We start from the raw sequence: 18,189 nt of genomic DNA, 5'->3' as shown, positions 1-18,189 counted from the left end.
TTCGGAGACAGATAGCTTTCCTTTTATTCTGTCTTGATAAAATTAGCAATTAAATACGCGGGACTTAACTACCATTTACAAAAAAAGTGTTTTACTGGATATAAACTTCTTATGTTAATCTCCAATTGATTGGTAAACAATTCAAGCTAGGGCATCTTTGACAACATTACTCACTCTAATAACGTCCAACTCAGACATCGATGCATATAAAGGTAAACATAAGGTTCTTAGCGCTAGGTCTGCTGATATGCTGCATGCACCATCGTTTCCAGACATATATAAATCTACATGGTTTAAAGAAGGAGAAAAATAACGCCTTGCTGATATACCGTTATCTTGTAACTTTTGAAGCACAAAATCTGACTGTTCATTGTTTAAAAATGAAATTGGCATATATGAACCATTTATGGTTGACTCTTTATGCCATTGAGGAAATTGTGCACATCCTGTTAAATTTTTATTATATAAATCGAACAAGGATTTACGATGTTCTAATATAAATTCAATGTCATCTAAAACTGCTAAGCCCATAGCTGCATGAACTTCACTCATTTTTGCATTTATACCAATATCTTCAATACTCATACTTTTAGTATTGATGCCAAAATTTGTCATTAAAAGAGCTCTTTCATAATCGTCGCTATTTCTGAAAATAACTGCACCGCCTTCTACACTATGAAAAACTTTAGTAGCGTGAAAACTAAGTGTGGATGCATCCCCATAGCTAAGCACACTTCTGTTTCCTACTTTCACGCCAAATGCATGTGCAGCATCATAAATTATCTTCACGCTGTGTTTTTGACCGAGTTTTTCAAACGCCTCAACATTGCAAGGATTTCCATAGACATGCACTGGCACAATAGCGGTTGTTTTTCTATCAATGGCCAGCTCAGCTTTAAGTGGGCAGAGATTGTATGTTTGTGAATCAATATCAGCAAATTTCGGTTTTATTCCCTCCCAGGCCAAACTGCTACTTGTTGCAATAAAAGTAAACGGTGTAGTGACCGCGTTTCCTTTGACCTTTAACACTTTATAGGCGAGTTGCATTGCTAGCGTTCCATTTGCTACTGGCAAAAGGTTCTTGACCCCAAGGTAATCTTCTAACCGAGCTTTTAACTCTTGCACTAGAGGACCATTATTAGTCAACCATGATTTTTGATACACTAGCTCTAAATATTTAGTATATTTTTCAAATGCTGGGAGATAAGGTTTGTTCACTGGTATCATTTGTTTTTTACCAAATCAGCCAAATATTGACCATAGCTATTTTTAGCCATGGTATCTGCAATTCGGCATATATCTTGGGCAGATAACCAATCATTTACGTAAGCGATTTCTTCTAAAACCGCTACCTTAAAACCTTGTCGATGCTCAATGGTTTGAACAAAAGATGATGCTTCTAACAAGCTGTCATAAGTTCCTGTATCCAACCAAGCAAAACCACGACCTAACATCTCAACCGACAAAATACCTCTATCGAGATACTCTTGATTGATACTAGTAATTTCTAATTCACCTCTTTCAGAAGGTTTGATACTTTTTGAAATACTAATAACGTCGTTGTCATAAAAATATAAACCAGTTACCGCATAATTAGATTTTGGCATATTTGGCTTTTCTTCAATAGATATCGCTCGCTGATTTTCGTCAAATTCAACTACTCCAAAACGCTCGGGATCTCTGACTTGATATCCAAATATAGTTGCGCCTAGAGAACACGCTGCAGCTTTTCTTAGCTTTGGGCTAAAGCCTTGGCCATAAAAAATATTATCGCCCAAAACTAAGCAAACGCTATCACCGCCGATAAATTTTTCACCAATAATAAACGCTTGAGCTAATCCGTCAGGACTTGGCTGTACAGCGTAGGTAATATTAATACCAAAATTAGCCCCGCATCCTAATAAGCGTTGGAACGCAGGCTGCTCCTCTAGCGTAGTAATAATCAATACATTACGTATACCTGCTAGCATAAGAACAGATAACGGATAGTAAATCATCGGTTTGTCATAAACTGGCAGTAACTGCTTTGATACACCTCGGGTAATTGGATAAAGCCTAGAACCGGTGCCACCTGCTAAAATTATTCCTTTCATAAGCTTTCCTCTTGCACTATCTGCTATGCCCAAGCCGTTCTAACCGATAACTGCCATCAAGCACGGCTTGCCACCAATCTTTATTATTCAAATACCACTGCACAGTTTTGCGTAAACCTGATTCAAAATTTTCTTCAGGTTTCCATCCTAGTTCTCGCTCTATTTTACCCGCATCAATAGCATATCGAAGATCATGGCCCGGCCTATCGGCTACATATGTAATTAATTCCTTATAATAGCCAACACCAACTGGTTTGACGGGTGCCAATTCTTCAAGCAAATCGCAAAGAGTGTTGACGACTTCAATATTTTGTTTTTCATTATGCCCACCAATATTATATGTTTCGCCAATTACTCCATGTTTCACGACTGTTAACAACGCACGGGCATGATCTTCTACGTATAGCCAGTCTCGAATTTGATTACCTTTCCCATAAACTGGTAGTGGTCTGCCAGCCAAAGCATTTAAGATAATTACCGGTATTAATTTTTCTGGGAAGTGAAAAGGGCCATAGTTATTTGAGCAATTCGTTACTATTACGGGCAAACCAAAGGTTCGGTGCCAAGCTCTAACCAAATGGTCAGAACTTGCTTTACTTGCTGAGTATGGGCTACTAGGAGAATATGAAGTTGTCTCAATAAACAACTCACTAGTGTCATGCAAGTCTCCATAAACTTCATCTGTCGAAATATGATGAAATCGAAACGCTTCTTTTTGTGCACTAGGCAAGGCATTCCAATAATTGCGAGCGGCCTCTAGTAACAAGTATGTCCCTACTATATTGGTCTCAATAAAAGCCGCAGGACCATCAATCGATCGATCTACATGACTTTCTGCTGCCAGATGCATCACTGCATCTGGATTGTATTTTTGAAACAACATTGTTAACACTTTGGAATCGCAAATATCAGCATTTTCGAAAATATAACGATCGCTATCTGAAATAGAAGCAAGCGAGTTAAGATTCCCTGCGTAAGTCAATTTATCAACATTGATTACAGTATAGCTTGTATTTTTAATAACATATCGAACGACTGCAGACCCGATAAATCCAGCGCCTCCGGTAAGAAGTATTTTCATTTTACTTACTCATGAAATTAATGTACCAAGGCATCGCAGTAATAATACCCTCTTTTATAGTATGAGTTGGTTCATAACCGAGCAGTTGCCTTGATTTTTGCACATTTGCTTGCGAGTGGCGAACATCGCCAGCGCGAAATTCACGATAAATAGGAGGTTGTACAACACTTATATCGTTACTATTCAATGCATGTTTAATTGAATCATACAAGTCGTTTAACGTTGTACGATCACCCACCGCCACATTGTATACTCTATCTTTCGCTAAATCCTCAGATGCTGCCGCCAAAATATTCATTTGAATTGTATTGTCAATGTAACAAAAGTCTCGACTAGTCTCTCCGTCCCCATTTATATGAACATCCTCGCCATTTATCATGGCAGCAGTCCATTTTGGAATTACTGCTGCATATGCACCGTTAGGGTCTTGTCGTTTACCGAATACGTTGAAATAACGCAGACCAATGCATTTAAAGCCGTAACTGCGAGCAAAAACGTTAGCATAGAGTTCGTTTACATATTTTGTTACTGCATAGGGTGAAAGAGGGTTTCCTATATTTTCTTCTACTTTTGGTAGTGCAGGATGATCACCATAAGTTGAACTACTTGCAGCATATGTAAAACTTTTCACCTTTGCATCTCGGGCAGCAACTAGCATATTCAGAAAACCTATAACATTGGCAGCATTTGATGTTATGGGGTCAGCAAGCGAACGCGGCACAGAGCCCAATGCTGCTTGATGTAAAACGTAATCGACGCCTTTAACTGCTCTCTCGCAATCTTCTAAATTACGTATATCACCTTGCATAAAATCAAATAGCGACCATTGGTGGTTTGTTACTAAAGTTTTAACTTCATCCAGATTGTATTGATGACCAGTAGCAAAGTTGTCTAAACCTATAACTCTTTGATTCAGCATTAATAATGTTTCTAGGAGGTTAGAACCTATAAAACCAGCTACACCAGTGATCAACCATGTTTTAGGATTCTGTCGAAGTTCACGTTTTACTTTTTCATATTGCATTGTCGCTTACCTTATAAACGCATGTCGACCGTATCAGCCGGTAACACGTATTTCAAATCGTATAAAACACTGTTGTCCTTAGTAAACGAACGAATCCATTTAACACCCAGTTCCTTGAATTGATTGTGCCCTACAGCCAAAACAACAGCGTCGTAACATTCTTGCTCTGGAGACGTAATTGGTGTTATGCCATATTCATGTTTTGCTTCTTCTGGATTTACCCATGGATCAAAAACTTCTGCCGTTATTCCGTATTCCCTCATTTCAGCTAAAATATCAACTACCTTTGTATTACGAATGTCAGGGCAGTTCTCTTTAAAGGTTAATCCTAAAACCAGTACTCGTGCCCCTGAAACGTGAATGCGCTTTTTTACCATTGCCTTAACAAGTTCGCTTACAACATACCGCCCCATACCGTCATTAATTCGTCGCCCAGCAAGAATAACTTCTGGATGATAACCAATAGATTGTGCTTTATGAGTAAGGTAATAGGGGTCAACCCCAATACAATGTCCGCCGACTAAACCTGGTCGAAATGGTAAAAAATTCCACTTAGTACCAGCAGCTAATAAAACTTCTTCTGTGTCTATGCCTAGTTTGTTGAAAATAACTGCTAACTCATTAATTAGCGCAATATTTAAGTCACGCTGAGTATTTTCTATTACCTTTGCAGCCTCAGCCACCTTTATAGAACTAGCTTTGTATGTGCCAGCAGTAATAATACTTTTATAAAGGGAATCAACAAACTCAGCGATTTCTGTGTTTGAGCCAGATGTAACCTTTTTTATAGTGGTTACACGATGCTCTTTGTCACCTGGATTAATTCTTTCGGGGCTATACCCTGCAAAAAAATCGACATTAAATTTTAAACCAGATACTTTTTCAATAACGGGTATGCAATCATCCTCAGTTGCACCTGGATAAACGGTTGACTCGTATATAACTATGTCATTAGATTTGATAACTCTACCAATAGTCTCTGAGGCTTTTAATAAAGGAGTTAAATCTGGCCGGCTATGCTCGTCAATGGGGCTAGGCACAGTGACAATGAACACATTGCATTTTTCTAAATCATTAAAGTCACAGCTAAAACTAAGATTATTAGCTTCACCTAATTCACTGCTGCTTACCTCCAATGTATGGTCTTTACCATTCATCAATTCATTGATGCGCACTTGGTTAATATCGAAACCAAGTGTGGGATAACGCTTACCAAATTCGACTGCCAATGGCAGGCCAACATAGCCAAGACCAATTATCGCAATTTTTGTTTCAATCAAGCTCAACATTTTTATGTCCAAAATTTTTATTTTTATTTGCGATTAAAATAACGAACTAACACAACCAACGCTGAAAGCATCCCACCTAACATCACCGCTAAAATAACGATTAATGCTCTAGCTGGCTTTGCCTTTTCTTCTGCCACAATAGCTGGGTCCAAAGTTTTAAAAACATATTCTTCACGAACATTTGCTAGCATCACGGTTTTACTTTGCTCTTCAATCAATGAAAACAGCATAGTTCGCACATCGGCAATATTAGTTTGCTCTATTTGAGCATTCAAATAAGCAATACTGTCCTCTGCCTCAGTAAGTTCTCTATTCCGCATTTCATCATTTATTGCCTGAACCAGCATTTTTGCCCACTCTTGGGCTAAATAAGGCGAGTAGTGAGAAACTGAAAGTGTAACCATTCCACTGGTTTTATCTTGCGATACACTGAAGAACTCCATAAATTCTTTGTAAGTTTCAAGTACACTTGGCTTTGCTACAAAAGGCGCTTTTACTTCGCGCACCCACTTTTGGGTTTCAGCATTATAGACTTCACTGTCTATCATTAAGCTGTTATCACTGCGATTCCAACCCTCGGCAGCCATAACCGGCACAAACAAATCATATTTTTGTATAAAACGCCCAATAAACTCGCGTGATTTTAATATTTCAAGAGCAAGCCCTGTTTTATCACCGCCACCACCACCTAAATTTACGCCCGCTAATGCAGCCAAACCGCCTAACTGGCCGGGTATATTTAATCCTGAATCTTCTGCAACTGGTGCCAGAAGTACTTCACTTTTATAAATATTCGGCAAGCTTAGGGCGTAAAACACTCCCGCTACCGCGAAAATAAAAGTGGTAGCTACAATGACCCATTTACCCTGCCAAATAGCACTGAAAAGCTCACGCAAGTCGATTTCATCATCAGCACTTTGCTGATGCGTTATATTATCAGCCATCACAAAGTCCTAACCGCAGCAACTGCAATAGCCGACTGATACAGAATCTGCGTTACGCCCTGCCAAAGGCTAATATTGTCGTAGTTAGTCACATCACGCGGCACTACAATAGTATCGCCGGGCTCTAACACTGTGCCACTATTTGAAGAAAACCAATAATTACTACGTGGAATGCTTACCGAGCCATCCGCCCTTACTATGTATATTTTAGAGGTATCGCCAAATTCTCTGGCACCGCCTGCTCTCTCAATATAATCATAAAGCGTTAATGATTGGTCAAAGCGATAAGTGGTACTCACAAATACTTCACCAATTACTGATACTGCGGGAGTAATATTAGGAATGATTAGCCTATCGCCGTTTTTAAGTTCAATGTCTTCAGCGACAATGCCTTTTAAAATATCTGGTAAGTTTATCACCATGCGGCCCACTGGCTCTACATCCGTTAAATCGTCGAGCACGCGAGTGGCATTGTCGTAGTCTACGGTTCGTGAAAACTGACTATTCGACAGATTATTGTTTGCCAACTGCTCGCGTAAGTCTTCAATAGCTTTATCGATATTTTCACGTTCTTTTAATTTCAACTCTTCGCGGGTAAACAGAGCAGCTCTTGGGCTCGCTTTTTCGGTTAATCCACCTGCACGCTTAATAACGCTCGACAAGGTCTCGCCCCGTGAAATTTGATAAACACCAGGGAACACGACTTCGCCCTCGAGGCTAATAATATTGTTCTCATACCAATCTGGAATACGCAAAACATTAAGCACATCCTTAGAGAGTAGTTTAACTTGTTGTTGAGTATCTAGCACAAGTTGCTCAATTAAATTAACGCGGTTATGCTTAATTTCAGACTTCCCATTGTTAATAACCATACTGGTTATTTCAGCAATTTCTAAGTGAGCCGATTCAGTCAGGCCGCCGGCTGCCTTAAGCATAGTTTGTATAGATGAGTGTTGCGGTAAAGGATATACACCCGGGTATTTAACTTGCCCTGTAATTTCAATAAGTTGTACTGGGTGCTGCTCTGATGCTTCACTCTTTAACCGCGCAATAAGGGGAGCCAGCACTAACTTTCTGGAGGCTGACAAACTTGCTTGTTTTTCAAATGCACGAGTAGTAAATCGATTGTTTTCTTGGTTCTGTAAAAACTGAGCTTCGCTCATTTCTTTACTATCACCGGCTTTTGCTTTTAAGTCGTCTTGCGAGGTTTTTAAGTTGCCATCTGTAACTTTAGCCACTACCCCTTCGGCATTATCGTTAGCAAAGCGGTCAAACAAATACAGCTCATCAAAGGATTGCAGTTGAAGATCAAACTTTCCGTTGAGAACGTCGTTAGGAGTAAATTGAATAATTGAGGTTTTAGCATCAAACCTCGCCCTTCGTGCAATCAGAGCATACTCAAGGTCGGTATTTGCAAGCAGAGTATTGCGTGATACAAGCGTTGATAAGGCTACTTGCCCAGTATCCGCAATAATATTTGGCAGGTTAATCGCACCGGTCACTTTTATCGCATTACTGAACTCAAGCGTAGCTTTAGGTACTCGCAAAAAGTCCCCGTTTTGAAGCGCTTGCCCACCACTTGTGCTGTTCGACAGGTTAATCGACTTTACCGACAGCCCGTTTTGATTACTTGCTCTTACCAACTGCACAGCGCTGGTATCTGCAGAGGGTAATACGCCACCCGCTAGGCGCACCAAAGACGAAACGTCTTCACCGGCAACCATTTCGTAAATAGCAGGTCTCCTAACTTCACCGTCTACCGATACAATATTTCTGGCAGTGGGCACAAATATTACGTCACCTTGCTCAAGCTTGAGGTCGTTTGAAGTATCGCCATATACAATTAAGTCATAAAAATCGAAGTTTCCAATGGTTTTTCCGCTGCGCTTTAGTTCAATGTTTCGAAGTGACCCAATTTCACTAACTCCGCCGCTATTTATTAATGCAGTAGTTATGGTAGAGAGGCTGTTTATTACCAATGGGCCCGGGCGAAAGACTTCACCCACCAAAAATACTTGAATTGAACGCAGTTGCCCCATTGAAATGAAGGGTGTCACACCTATTTTCTGTTGGCTGTATTTTTCGTTAACTAACTGCTTTAATTCTTGAAAGCTGGCACCGACTGCCGCAAGCGGTCCTAAATCAGGTAAATCAATATTACCCTCGTTATTTACCACTAGCTCAAAGCTACCGGTCTCTTTACCAAATAACTGTAATTTGACGGAGTCGCCTGGCCCCAAGGTGTAGTTAGACGGCACCGGAGTATTGGCTAGCGGCGCAGTGGCTTCTTGGCGGTTTTTGAACAAATCAAAACCGAAGGGCTTTAATTTTTTAGCTTCAGCTTCAATCACACTTTGACGCGCACGCTGCGCTGAGATTTGTTCATCGTCTACTTCGCGCTCAACAAATTCAGGTTGATTTTCGCTGCCTTGCGATTGATTGCCACCTTGCGCACCCTCTAACACTGATAGATCAAACCCCATCTGACGCGCAAGTTGCTCTTGTTGTGCACGAGGTAAGTTTTGAAACTGCTGAATTTGCTGCGGCGAAGGCATAAACGATTGCGCAAGCACTTGCGAACTAGTCAAAATTAATAAGCAGCACGTGACGAGGGTACGAATGATAGTTTGCATAAATAGATGATTCATCTTTAGAAAATGGGTTCCTTTGCCATTTGGAAAATAGGTTATTCACTTAACCAATTTTGCAGTGCGTGAATTCTACTTAAAACCTGCACTAAAGTCACATATTAAAGCGCTTTTTCGGCTGTAATTGTAAAAAAATCAGACACTATAATGTTTAAGCGCAATAAAAGTGCTCAAATTTACATGCTTGCAACTTCGCCGTAACTGCGCGCATAATAAAAATTAAATATAACAACAATAATAAAAAGGATTCACATGCAAAGCAAAATATCCGAAGACACTCGTTTCTTCGGTCACCCAATGGGACTAATGACCCTTGCCGGCACAGAAATGTGGGAACGAATGAGCTATTACGGCATGAGAGCGCTGCTGGTGATCTTTATGATCCTCGCCTTAGAAGACGGCGGATTAGGCATGACAATGGCCGTCGCTTCCGCCATTTATGGCTTATATACCGGCAGCGTATACTTCTTTGGACTACCCGGTGGCTGGATTGCCGACCGTTTAATTGGTGGTCAAAAAGCCGTTTTTTATGGCGGGTTTATTATCATGGTTGGTCATATCATATTGGCAATACCCACCGAATCCTCGTTTTTTATCGGCTTGATTTTTGTGGTCCTCGGAACAGGTTTATTAAAACCTAATATCGGTGCCATGGTTGGGCAGCTCTATGAAGCAAAAGACGCTCGACGCGACAGCGCTTACACTATTTATTATATGGGCATTAACATTGGTTCGCTTATAGGCTACGGCGTTTGCGGCTGGTTACAGGTCAACATGGGCTTTCATTGGGCATTTGGTGCAGCAGCAATTGGCATGGGCATTGGTTTGATTCAGTACAAGCTCACTGCTAAAAACATCGAAGGAATTTCTGACAAACCGGTTGTAGCCCTGAGTCCTCAAGCAACCAAAACGGCCTACTCGGCAATTGTTGTTTTCTTGATCGCATTGGCTGCCCTAAGCACCATGATTTACACCGGCGTAATCGGCTTCGACCCCATTATTGTGGCGAAAAACGTGGCCGTGGCTATCACCGCTATATTTTTGTTTTACTTTGGCTACATCTACTTTGGCGGGAAGCTAAACGATGATGAAAAGAAACGAATGGGCGCTTTGTTTTTAATTTGTTTAGCATCCACCTGTTTTTGGGCAGGCTTTGAACAAGCGGGTTCATCATTAAATGTATTTGGTCTTGAGTACACCCAACGTATGATTGGTACATTTGAAATTCCAACCGCTTGGTTTCAGTCAGCTAACTCCATTTTTATAATTATCTTATCGCCATTTTTTGCCTACATGTGGATGGCCCTTGGCAGACGTATGATTGAACCTAGCTACAGCGTGAAATGCGCGGTAGGCCTGATCATTATGGCAACTGGATTTATTGTCATGTTCTTTGCTGCACAACTTGCTGCAAGTGGCTTGAAAGTAGCTCCGTATTGGTTGGTTGCTACATATTTCTTACATACCGTTGGCGAACTGTGGCTTAGCCCTGTTGCATTAAGCGCAGTAAGCAAGCTGTCACCTAAGCGTTTTGCGGGCCAAATGATGGGTGTATTTGTATTAACTTACTCAATGGGCAGCATTATTGCTGGAATATTTGCAGGTAAATTTGATCCCGAGCAAGTTGAACAAATGCCTGGTTTGTATCTACAGATCACCTATTTCAGCGTCGCCATTGGCATTGTGTTGTTGCTGATTTCAATGAAAACTGGCAAATGGGAAAAGTTAGCTGAAAAAGAGGCATAGCCTTTCTTGGGGCTAATTTACAAAAGCCTCGGTATTTATTTGTGTATAAGGGCGATTTTTATCGCCCTTTTTTGTACACTCCAGATATCAAACATTTATCAAAAGAGATGCAGTGAAAATCTACACCTCCACTAAAAAAATACCCGGTCTTGACAACATGTCATTGCCTGAGCGTATGGCGGCACTTGAGCAGGCCGCTCGCAAAATGTCCGTTCCTGAAAAAACCATGCTAAATGTGATCAAGCTGTTTGTGATCATTCCCGTATTTGTATTGTTACTCAGAGTAGTAGAAAATTGGTGGTCTTTAGCATGGGCCGGTCTTATATTGCTGCTCTATCCGCTATTTGTAAAACCTTTACAATACTCGATTAGCGCAAAATATTTACCCAAGAATAAACTTGAGGATGACGACGAATGAAAACAATTTTAGTAACGGGTGGCAGTGGTTACATTGGCAGCCACACAGTATTGCAGCTCTTAGAAGCCAACTATACGGTGATCGTGCTCGATAACTTTTCAAACTCTTCGGCAGAAAGCCTCAATCGGGTAGCTGCACTAACGGGTAAAAGCGCGACCTTGATTGAGGGAGACATTCGAGATGCTGAATGCCTAGACGCTTTGTTCAGCAAATATGCTATTGATGCTGTTATTCACTTTGCCGGCCTAAAAGCGGTGGGCGAATCAGTCGAAAAACCCGCCCTGTATTACGAAAATAATGTGTATGGTACGCTCAACTTGTGCAAAGTAATGGCGCAGCATAATGTAAAAAATATCGTGTTTAGTTCATCTGCAACCGTGTATGGCGATCCGGTAGAATTACCGCTTCATGAAAACTTACCGACCGGCACACCCACCAACCCTTACGGTATGTCGAAGCTGATGGTTGAGTTAATACTCAAAGACTTTTATAAAGCCGATAATTCTTGGAACATCGTGTTATTGCGTTACTTTAATCCAGCAGGCGCGCACCCATCTGGGCGTATTGGTGAGGACCCCAGCGGTATACCCAATAACTTAATGCCATTTATCACCCAAGTGGCTACCGGCAAGCGGGAATATTTAAGTGTATTTGGCGATGACTATGATACCGTCGATGGCACCGGAGTACGCGATTACATCCACGTTGAAGATTTGGCTGACGGGCATTTAAAAGCCTTGAATAAAATTGAGAACAACGCAGGCTTGTTTGTATGTAATTTAGGCACAGGGCAAGGATATAGCGTACTAGAAATGGTTCATGCTTTCGAAAAAGCCAGCGGGAAAAAAGTCCCTTATCAAATATCCCCTAGACGTGCAGGTGACGTGGCATCTTGCTACGCAGACCCAGCACTCGCGGCTAACGAACTGGGGTGGACCGCGCAAAGAGGCCTGCAGCAGATGTGCGAAGACTCTTGGCGCTGGCAAAGCGACAACCCTGAGGGCTATCCCAAATAAGTGTTTATTCGGTACCCTCAAGAAGTGCTTCGAAGTCGGCGAAATCGTCGGCTTCTTCTTCTATCTCTTCTTCAGTCTGCTGACCTAGTTGACCGTCACTTAATTCAAACGCCGCACGCTGAAAGTAAACGTCTCTAACAAACAAATATTGGTCGAGCGAACGCTCTAGCAAATCTTCTTGATTTAGCAAGGTTGCGCGGGTTTCAATCAGCCTGATGACCCCAGCACCGATGGCGTATGGGTCGCTAAATACGGTTTCAGGCCAGTAATATCTGTCTACCAGCTCTCCAGTGAAATTTCTTACGTCACTTGGGCCAAATACCGGCACCATCAAATAGGGACCGGTTCCGATTCCGTAAGAGCCAAGCACCTGATTAAAATCTTCTTGTTTTCGCTCAATACCTATAGCGGTGGCCACATCGAATATGCCAAAAATACCAACAGTTGAGTTGAGCAAAAAACGGGTGGCGCTATCAAAAGAATCATCCGGTTTGCCCTGCAGCAAGTTGTTAATCGCACTGGCGGGCTCTTGCACGTTTTCAGCGGCGTTTAACAAACCGGTGCGAATCACTTGGGGTGTGATCGCGACATAACCTTGCGTGAGGGGTTTAAGAAAAAAGCGGTCTAAAACATCGCGGTTTACTATCCACATTAAGCGGTTAATACTTTCAAAGGGATCAGTAACATTTTCTCTGTCTTGTTTTGCTTGATTGGTCTTAACCGCAGCAATTCTTTCGTCCTGACTGGCCGTGCAGCCACCCAATGCAAAAGCTGCGCATAAAATCACCCATCGAATACTATTCACTGCAATTCCTCATTTATTACTATATTGCTTTTTAATATTTGGCCCTTGACTAAGTCTAGCCGCTCTATGTGACCTTGCAACTCTCCGGCGGTAGTCATTACATCAGCATCTTTGGATATCCGCGCGGTTATTTTCGCTTTATTTACACTCGATAAGGTCATACTTGGCATCATTGCATCGGAATCACTCAAACTCACCGTAACCGGAAAGCTACCTAAGGAAATACGCTTTACTGCTAAAGGAATGCGAGACTCCGACTCGGCGTTTTGCGCAAACACAATCAAAAAGCCATCAGAGGGGAGTTTTGCTGCCATATCCGGCGTAATAGAGACGGTAAGCTCAAGCCCTACTCCATCTGCGTCTATCGCCTGACTTTGTGAACTACCTGAGTCTGATTGAGCTGAAATGTCTTTACCTTGCAAGCTATCTGGCTCGCCAGTCTGAGCCAAAGCTTCATCATTTAACAGCTCAGCAGGCACACCAATGTTAATCAACTGAGCTACTAAAGACTGATAAAAATTACTGTTACCTGAGAGCTCATTACGAATCATCAGAAAGTTACTTAAGGCAACATCCGCATCACCGAGCTGCGTCGCAACCACGGTGAGCAGTAAACGATAATCGCGATTATCTGGAGCTAAACTTAATAAATACTCTACCTGACGCTTTGCATTATTAAGAGTGTCTTCGCTACCTGCAGCCATTAAAGCCTGCGCATATTTTTCGCGTATCGCTAAATTACGCGGTTCAATATCTAAAGCCTTCTCAAAAGCTGCGATAGATTCTTCCATGCGGCCTATGGCCATTTGTACTTGCCCTAGCAAACGCCATCCTTCAACATCGTCGGGGGTATCGCGCAGGCGCTTTCTGATCACTAATGCAAATTTTGCATAGTCGTTAGGCGTCACTTCAGCGCCAGTCTGCCCCTGAATACGAGCGGTTAAATCTGCAGCTTGAGTTTGAGCCGCAATATATTCTTGCAAACCAGACAACTGATTCGCATTAAAATACACCCAAGCACCCAGCACCACTGCAGGTAAGGCAAGTAAAGCCGCAAGGAGCCAATTGACTTTACCTGTGGCAACTGCGGTATTGTCATCAATGATGTCTGATTCTTCTACCAGTGCGAGTTTAAGATCTCGGATGGAGCTGACTTTGTCTTTTTCTGAAATGAGGCCTTCGGTGACTTCTTGCTCTAGCTCTGTCATACGTTGTTTAACAACATTAGCGTTGCTGACTTGAAGCTGGTTTAATTTCGCCTTTCGTAATAACGGAATAATCACAAATAAAGAAGACAGCGCTATTAATAGCGCTGAATAGATATAAAAATTGCTCACTTATTCTTCCTTTAACAACTGTTCGGCTCGAGCGAGGCGGGCTTCTACGTCCACATCGTCCACCACTTTTCGACGCCTTATAAACACAAAGAGCATAATAAGAGCAAATAGCACAGGGGCTAACCACAGCCACATGGTAACGGCATTGACTGGCGGCTGATAATGCACAAAATCGCCATAGCGCTGCTTCATCCAGCTAACGACTTCATCTTCGTTATTGCCTTCTTGCATCAACTGATACACTTTACGACGCATATCATGGGCAATCGGCGCGTCAGAGTCGGCAATGTTTTGGTTTTGACATTTTGGGCAGCGTAACTCTTCTGTCAGTTTCAAAAATGTTTTTCGCGATTGGGGGTCGGTAAACGAATAGTTTTCAGCGTATTCTTTAGGAATTGCGCGTGTTTGGGCTTCATCAGCAAGTTCTTGACTACTTGCGCTGGCACTTAGCAATATCAGTAAAGCCGACAAGATTAAACATGAATATCTACTCACCTAAAGTCTCCTGAGATTGCCCTTGATTACTTACTCCGGAAAGCTCATTCATGACAGGCAAAAATTTACTGCTCCAGACCCGTTCGTTTACATCCCCTACATGATGCACTCGTATGATGCCCTGTTGGTCTACCAGAAACATTTCGGGCGCTCCGGTTACGCCTAAATCTAGCGACGTATCGCGATAGACATCGAAGATATTAAACGAATATGGGTTGCCATAGCGATTCAGGGTTTCGGTAACCTCGCCGCGCACGCGATTGATAGTCTTGGTACCAAAATCGGGATCAATGTCTTGATCATAATATAAGCCGACGATGCGAACGCCTTGCTGACTCAACTCAGTTAAATACGGAAGTTCAATCGCACAAGTAATGCACCACACCCCCCATATATTAATTAAGGTAATTTGCCCATCAAAAATACGGTTGTCGTAGCGAATAGTTTCGTCCATCAAATCGGGCAAGGTAAACTGCGGAAAAGGCTCAGCCAATACTTCAGACTCTCTTGCCATCGGATCAGAAAATAAGCCTTTGAACAAAAACACGCACACCGCCAAAAACAATATTAGCGGAAGCAAAAAACAGGTGAGCCGAGCCATTATTGGGCCTCACTGGTTTTTGCTTGAAGGGCTGGATTATCAACCGCGGCAGGCTTTGGCGATAGCGCAGACTTCACTTTTGCAATTTTCTTAATGCGATAGCGTTTATCCGCAATAGAGAATATCCCGCCAATACACATAATAAACGCACCGCCCCAAATCCAAACAACAAAGGGCTTGTAATATAGTCTGACAGCCCATGCACCATTTTCAAGCGGCTCACCTAAGGCAACAAATAAGTCACGCGTTAAGGTGGTGTGAATACCGGCTTCGGTCATGGTCATGCGCTGCACTGTGTAAAAACGTTTTTCGGGCTCTAAATGCGAAACCTTTTCGCCGTTTTTGTACACATCAAATATGCCCTTGTCAGAAATATAGTTAGGGCCTTGCAGCTCGATAACGCCGCTAAACTCAACCTCATAATCAGCAATGTTGACACGCTGACCAGGCTCCATGCGTAAGTCACGCTCGAGTTCGTAGTTACTTACCAAGGTGATGCCAATTAGACAAACGGCAAAACCAACATGGCCTAGGATCATGCCCCAATGACTGCGAGTGAGTTTACCCAAAGATGCGATGACCGACTCTTCAGAGGTTTGCGAGACAACCCGCTGACGCACCTCAAGCACAGTAGCAATTAAGATCCAAAAGCTCATAACTAGGCCCAACATACCCATGTAGGTTTGTTGGTCGTAGCTTGCATTAATTAGCAAACCTGCGCTAAGCGCCAAAATAAAGCCAAACACTAGTTGATTGCGCAGATCTTTTGGCTGCTGACGCTTCCACCTTGATAGTGGTCCAATCGCCATAAATAAAACGAAGGGCACAATCAGTAGCGTGAACATTTGATTAAAGAAAGGCGCACCAATAGAAATGGTTCCTAATCCAATCTCTTTATGCACAAGCGGGAATAATGTGCCCAGCAGCACAACAATAGTCGCGGCCACCAATAGCACATTGTTGCCCATAAGCATCATTTCGCGAGAGAAAATATCGTAGCGACCAGAGCTCTTTAACTGTGACGCCCTTATTGCATAGAGCAATAATGAACCACCAATTACTACAACCAACAAGCCCAGAATAAACAAACCCCTAGATGGATCGCTTGCAAAAGAGTGCACCGATACCAATACCCCCGAGCGTACCAAGAAGGTTCCAAGCAAACTCAATGAAAAGGCTGCGATAGCGAGCAATACCGTCCACGATTTAAACACTTTTCGTTTTTCGGTAACCGCTAAGCTGTGCATTAAAGCGGTGCCCACTAGCCATGGCATAAATGAGGCGTTTTCGACCGGGTCCCAAAACCACCAGCCGCCCCAACCAAGTTCGTAATAGGCCCACCAGCTGCCTAGCGCAATCCCTAAGGTTAAGAAAGCCCAGGCGGCAATCGTCCAAGGACGAGACCAACGCGCCCAAGTCGAATCAAGTTGCCCGCCAATAAGCGCAGCAATGGCAAAAGCAAAAGCCACGGCAAAGCCCACATAGCCCATATACAACAAAGGAGGATGAATGATCATGCCAAAATCTTGAAGTAGCGGGTTTAGATCTCGACCGTCTACCGGGAAGAATGGCAACATGCTGTCAAATGGATTAGACGTCATCAACATAAATAAGTAAAACGAAATACTGACCATACCCAGTACCGACAGCACTCGCGCTACCATTGCCTCGGGTATACCCTTAGAAAACAGTGCTACCGCTAAGGTCCAAACGGCAAATATGAGTACCCAAAGCAAAAACGAGCCTTCGTGACCGCCCCAAACTGCGGTGATTTTATAGTAAAGAGGAAGCATCGAATTGCTGTTTTGGGCCACGTAATTCACACTAAAATCATCGGTGACAAATGCATAGGTTAAACATGCGTAAGCAATTGCGGTAAATACAAATAGGCCAAAGGTCAGTGGCCGCGCCATTTGCATTAAGGTTTGGTTATTCGTTTGCGCGCCCCACAGCGGGTAGATTGCCAATAATATGGACAGTACTAGCGCAATTACTAAAGTGACATTACCTAACTCTGGGATCATCAGTAAGCAGCCTCTTTTGGCGGTGTATGAGTAATTCCGAGCTTTTCAGCAAGCTCAGGGGGCATGTATTCTTCGTCATGCTTAGCGAGCACTTCGTGAGCAATAATTAGCGTGGCACTTTCGAGAATACCGGTTGCGACGATCCCCTGACCTTCACGAAATAAGTCAGGCAAAATTCCGCTATATTCAACCGTGACTTTTGGGCCAAGATCCATTAAATCAAAGCGTACCGCTAATGTTTCAGTATCTCGTTTGACGCTACCTGGCACCACTAAACCACCAATGCGAATGCGCTGACCAACGTATGGCATTGCTCCGGTTGCGTCTTTACCTTCGTGAATTTCAGAAGGCGTATAAAAAACGTCGATGCTGTCGTTAAGGGTGTAAAGCATCATCCCAATTGCGCCAGACAGTAAAACTAGGATACTGGACACTGCAAAAAGTCGTTGTTTTCTTCTGCTGTTCATTACTTATTGCCCTCTACTGCTGTTTGCTTTGATTGTTTACGCTTGGCTCTTGCCGCTAAAATTCGTTGTGCGCGCTGTTGCTGCTGATACACATATTTGCGCACTGATTGACTAAACCAGATGCTTTGCATCAACAGTGCCAACATGACAGCAATACTCACGCCATACGACAACCACACAAATAAACCACGATTGCCCATA

At 42.6% G+C, this 18,189-nt stretch carries 17 protein-coding genes; 3 read left to right on the top strand and 14 right to left on the bottom strand.

Features of this window, described 5'->3' with window-relative positions:
• Positions 1-141: 141 nt before the first annotated feature.
• From AB9H30_RS00300 to AB9H30_RS00270, 7 genes are read right to left on the bottom strand one after another with little or no spacing between them, the layout of a single operon-like run.
• The gene (locus AB9H30_RS00300) at positions 142-1,227 is read right to left on the bottom strand and encodes a DegT/DnrJ/EryC1/StrS family aminotransferase (RefSeq protein WP_371192552.1); all 1,086 of its coding nucleotides are present in this window, start codon (positions 1,225-1,227) and stop codon (positions 142-144) included.
• Positions 1,224-2,093 (bottom strand): glucose-1-phosphate thymidylyltransferase RfbA, encoded by an 870-nt coding sequence (gene rfbA / locus AB9H30_RS00295; protein WP_371192550.1) that lies wholly within the window; start codon positions 2,091-2,093, stop codon positions 1,224-1,226. The genes AB9H30_RS00300 and rfbA overlap by 4 nt, the downstream gene beginning before the upstream one ends.
• A gap of 16 nt (positions 2,094-2,109) precedes the next feature.
• Entirely contained in the window at positions 2,110-3,174 is a 1,065-nt protein-coding gene (gene rfbB / locus AB9H30_RS00290; RefSeq protein ID WP_371192549.1) for a dTDP-glucose 4,6-dehydratase, read from the bottom strand.
• A gap of 1 nt (position 3,175) precedes the next feature.
• A complete protein-coding gene (locus AB9H30_RS00285; RefSeq protein ID WP_371192547.1) occupies positions 3,176-4,198 on the bottom strand; it encodes an NAD-dependent epimerase/dehydratase family protein in 1,023 nt (340 codons plus the stop codon).
• 11 nt (positions 4,199-4,209) lie between these two features.
• Positions 4,210-5,487 (bottom strand): Vi polysaccharide biosynthesis UDP-N-acetylglucosamine C-6 dehydrogenase TviB, encoded by a 1,278-nt coding sequence (gene tviB / locus AB9H30_RS00280; RefSeq protein ID WP_371192546.1) that lies wholly within the window; start codon positions 5,485-5,487, stop codon positions 4,210-4,212.
• Positions 5,488-5,510: 23 nt separating this feature from the next.
• Positions 5,511-6,431: a Wzz/FepE/Etk N-terminal domain-containing protein gene (locus tag AB9H30_RS00275; RefSeq protein ID WP_371192544.1), complete on the bottom strand. Its 921-nt coding sequence runs from the start codon at positions 6,429-6,431 to the stop codon at positions 5,511-5,513.
• Positions 6,431-9,079: an SLBB domain-containing protein gene (locus AB9H30_RS00270; protein ID WP_371192543.1), complete on the bottom strand. Its 2,649-nt coding sequence runs from the start codon at positions 9,077-9,079 to the stop codon at positions 6,431-6,433. Before AB9H30_RS00270 ends, AB9H30_RS00275 begins: the two co-directional genes overlap by 1 nt.
• Before the next feature lie 252 nt (positions 9,080-9,331).
• On the opposite strand from AB9H30_RS00270, the gene AB9H30_RS00265 reads away from it, so the two are divergent.
• The 3 genes from AB9H30_RS00265 (at position 9,332) to galE (ending at position 12,259) form a co-directional block, all read left to right on the top strand.
• Complete coding sequence (locus tag AB9H30_RS00265) at positions 9,332-10,825, top strand: peptide MFS transporter (protein ID WP_371192542.1); 1,494 nt, start codon at positions 9,332-9,334, stop codon at positions 10,823-10,825.
• A gap of 112 nt (positions 10,826-10,937) precedes the next feature.
• Complete coding sequence (locus tag AB9H30_RS00260) at positions 10,938-11,243, top strand: DUF6170 family protein (protein WP_371192541.1); 306 nt, start codon at positions 10,938-10,940, stop codon at positions 11,241-11,243.
• Complete coding sequence (gene galE, locus AB9H30_RS00255) at positions 11,240-12,259, top strand: UDP-glucose 4-epimerase GalE (RefSeq protein WP_371192540.1); 1,020 nt, start codon at positions 11,240-11,242, stop codon at positions 12,257-12,259. Before AB9H30_RS00260 ends, galE begins: the two co-directional genes overlap by 4 nt.
• 4 nt (positions 12,260-12,263) lie before the next feature.
• Here galE and AB9H30_RS00250 read toward each other — a convergent pair whose 3' ends face one another.
• From AB9H30_RS00250 to ccmD, 7 genes are read right to left on the bottom strand one after another with little or no spacing between them, the layout of a single operon-like run.
• Complete coding sequence (locus tag AB9H30_RS00250) at positions 12,264-13,064, bottom strand: VacJ family lipoprotein (protein WP_371192539.1); 801 nt, start codon at positions 13,062-13,064, stop codon at positions 12,264-12,266.
• Positions 13,061-14,401 (bottom strand): c-type cytochrome biogenesis protein CcmI, encoded by a 1,341-nt coding sequence (gene ccmI / locus AB9H30_RS00245; RefSeq protein WP_371192538.1) that lies wholly within the window; start codon positions 14,399-14,401, stop codon positions 13,061-13,063. The genes AB9H30_RS00250 and ccmI overlap by 4 nt, the downstream gene beginning before the upstream one ends.
• Positions 14,402-14,896 carry a cytochrome c-type biogenesis protein CcmH gene (locus AB9H30_RS00240; protein ID WP_371192537.1) on the bottom strand — a complete coding sequence of 165 codons (495 nt, stop codon included), beginning with the start codon at positions 14,894-14,896 and terminating at the stop codon, positions 14,402-14,404. It abuts the gene before it with no gap.
• Positions 14,889-15,497 carry a redoxin family protein gene (locus AB9H30_RS00235; RefSeq protein ID WP_371192536.1) on the bottom strand — a complete coding sequence of 203 codons (609 nt, stop codon included), beginning with the start codon at positions 15,495-15,497 and terminating at the stop codon, positions 14,889-14,891. Before AB9H30_RS00235 ends, AB9H30_RS00240 begins: the two co-directional genes overlap by 8 nt.
• Entirely contained in the window at positions 15,497-17,521 is a 2,025-nt protein-coding gene (locus tag AB9H30_RS00230) for a heme lyase CcmF/NrfE family subunit (RefSeq protein WP_371192535.1), read from the bottom strand. Before AB9H30_RS00230 ends, AB9H30_RS00235 begins: the two co-directional genes overlap by 1 nt.
• On the bottom strand, positions 17,521-17,988 hold the full coding sequence (ccmE, locus tag AB9H30_RS00225; RefSeq protein WP_371192534.1) for a cytochrome c maturation protein CcmE: 468 nt from the start codon (positions 17,986-17,988) through the stop codon (positions 17,521-17,523). The genes AB9H30_RS00230 and ccmE overlap by 1 nt, the downstream gene beginning before the upstream one ends.
• The gene (gene ccmD / locus AB9H30_RS00220) at positions 17,988-18,188 is read right to left on the bottom strand and encodes a heme exporter protein CcmD (RefSeq protein ID WP_371192894.1); all 201 of its coding nucleotides are present in this window, start codon (positions 18,186-18,188) and stop codon (positions 17,988-17,990) included. The genes ccmE and ccmD overlap by 1 nt, the downstream gene beginning before the upstream one ends.
• Position 18,189: the final 1 nt, after the last annotated feature.

The organism is Glaciecola sp. SC05 (assembly GCF_041380235.1).
In the GTDB taxonomy this organism is placed as follows: domain Bacteria; phylum Pseudomonadota; class Gammaproteobacteria; order Enterobacterales; family Alteromonadaceae; genus Glaciecola.
The sequence above is the reverse complement of the archived record's forward strand: the minus strand, read 5'-3'. Positions and strand labels throughout refer to the sequence as shown.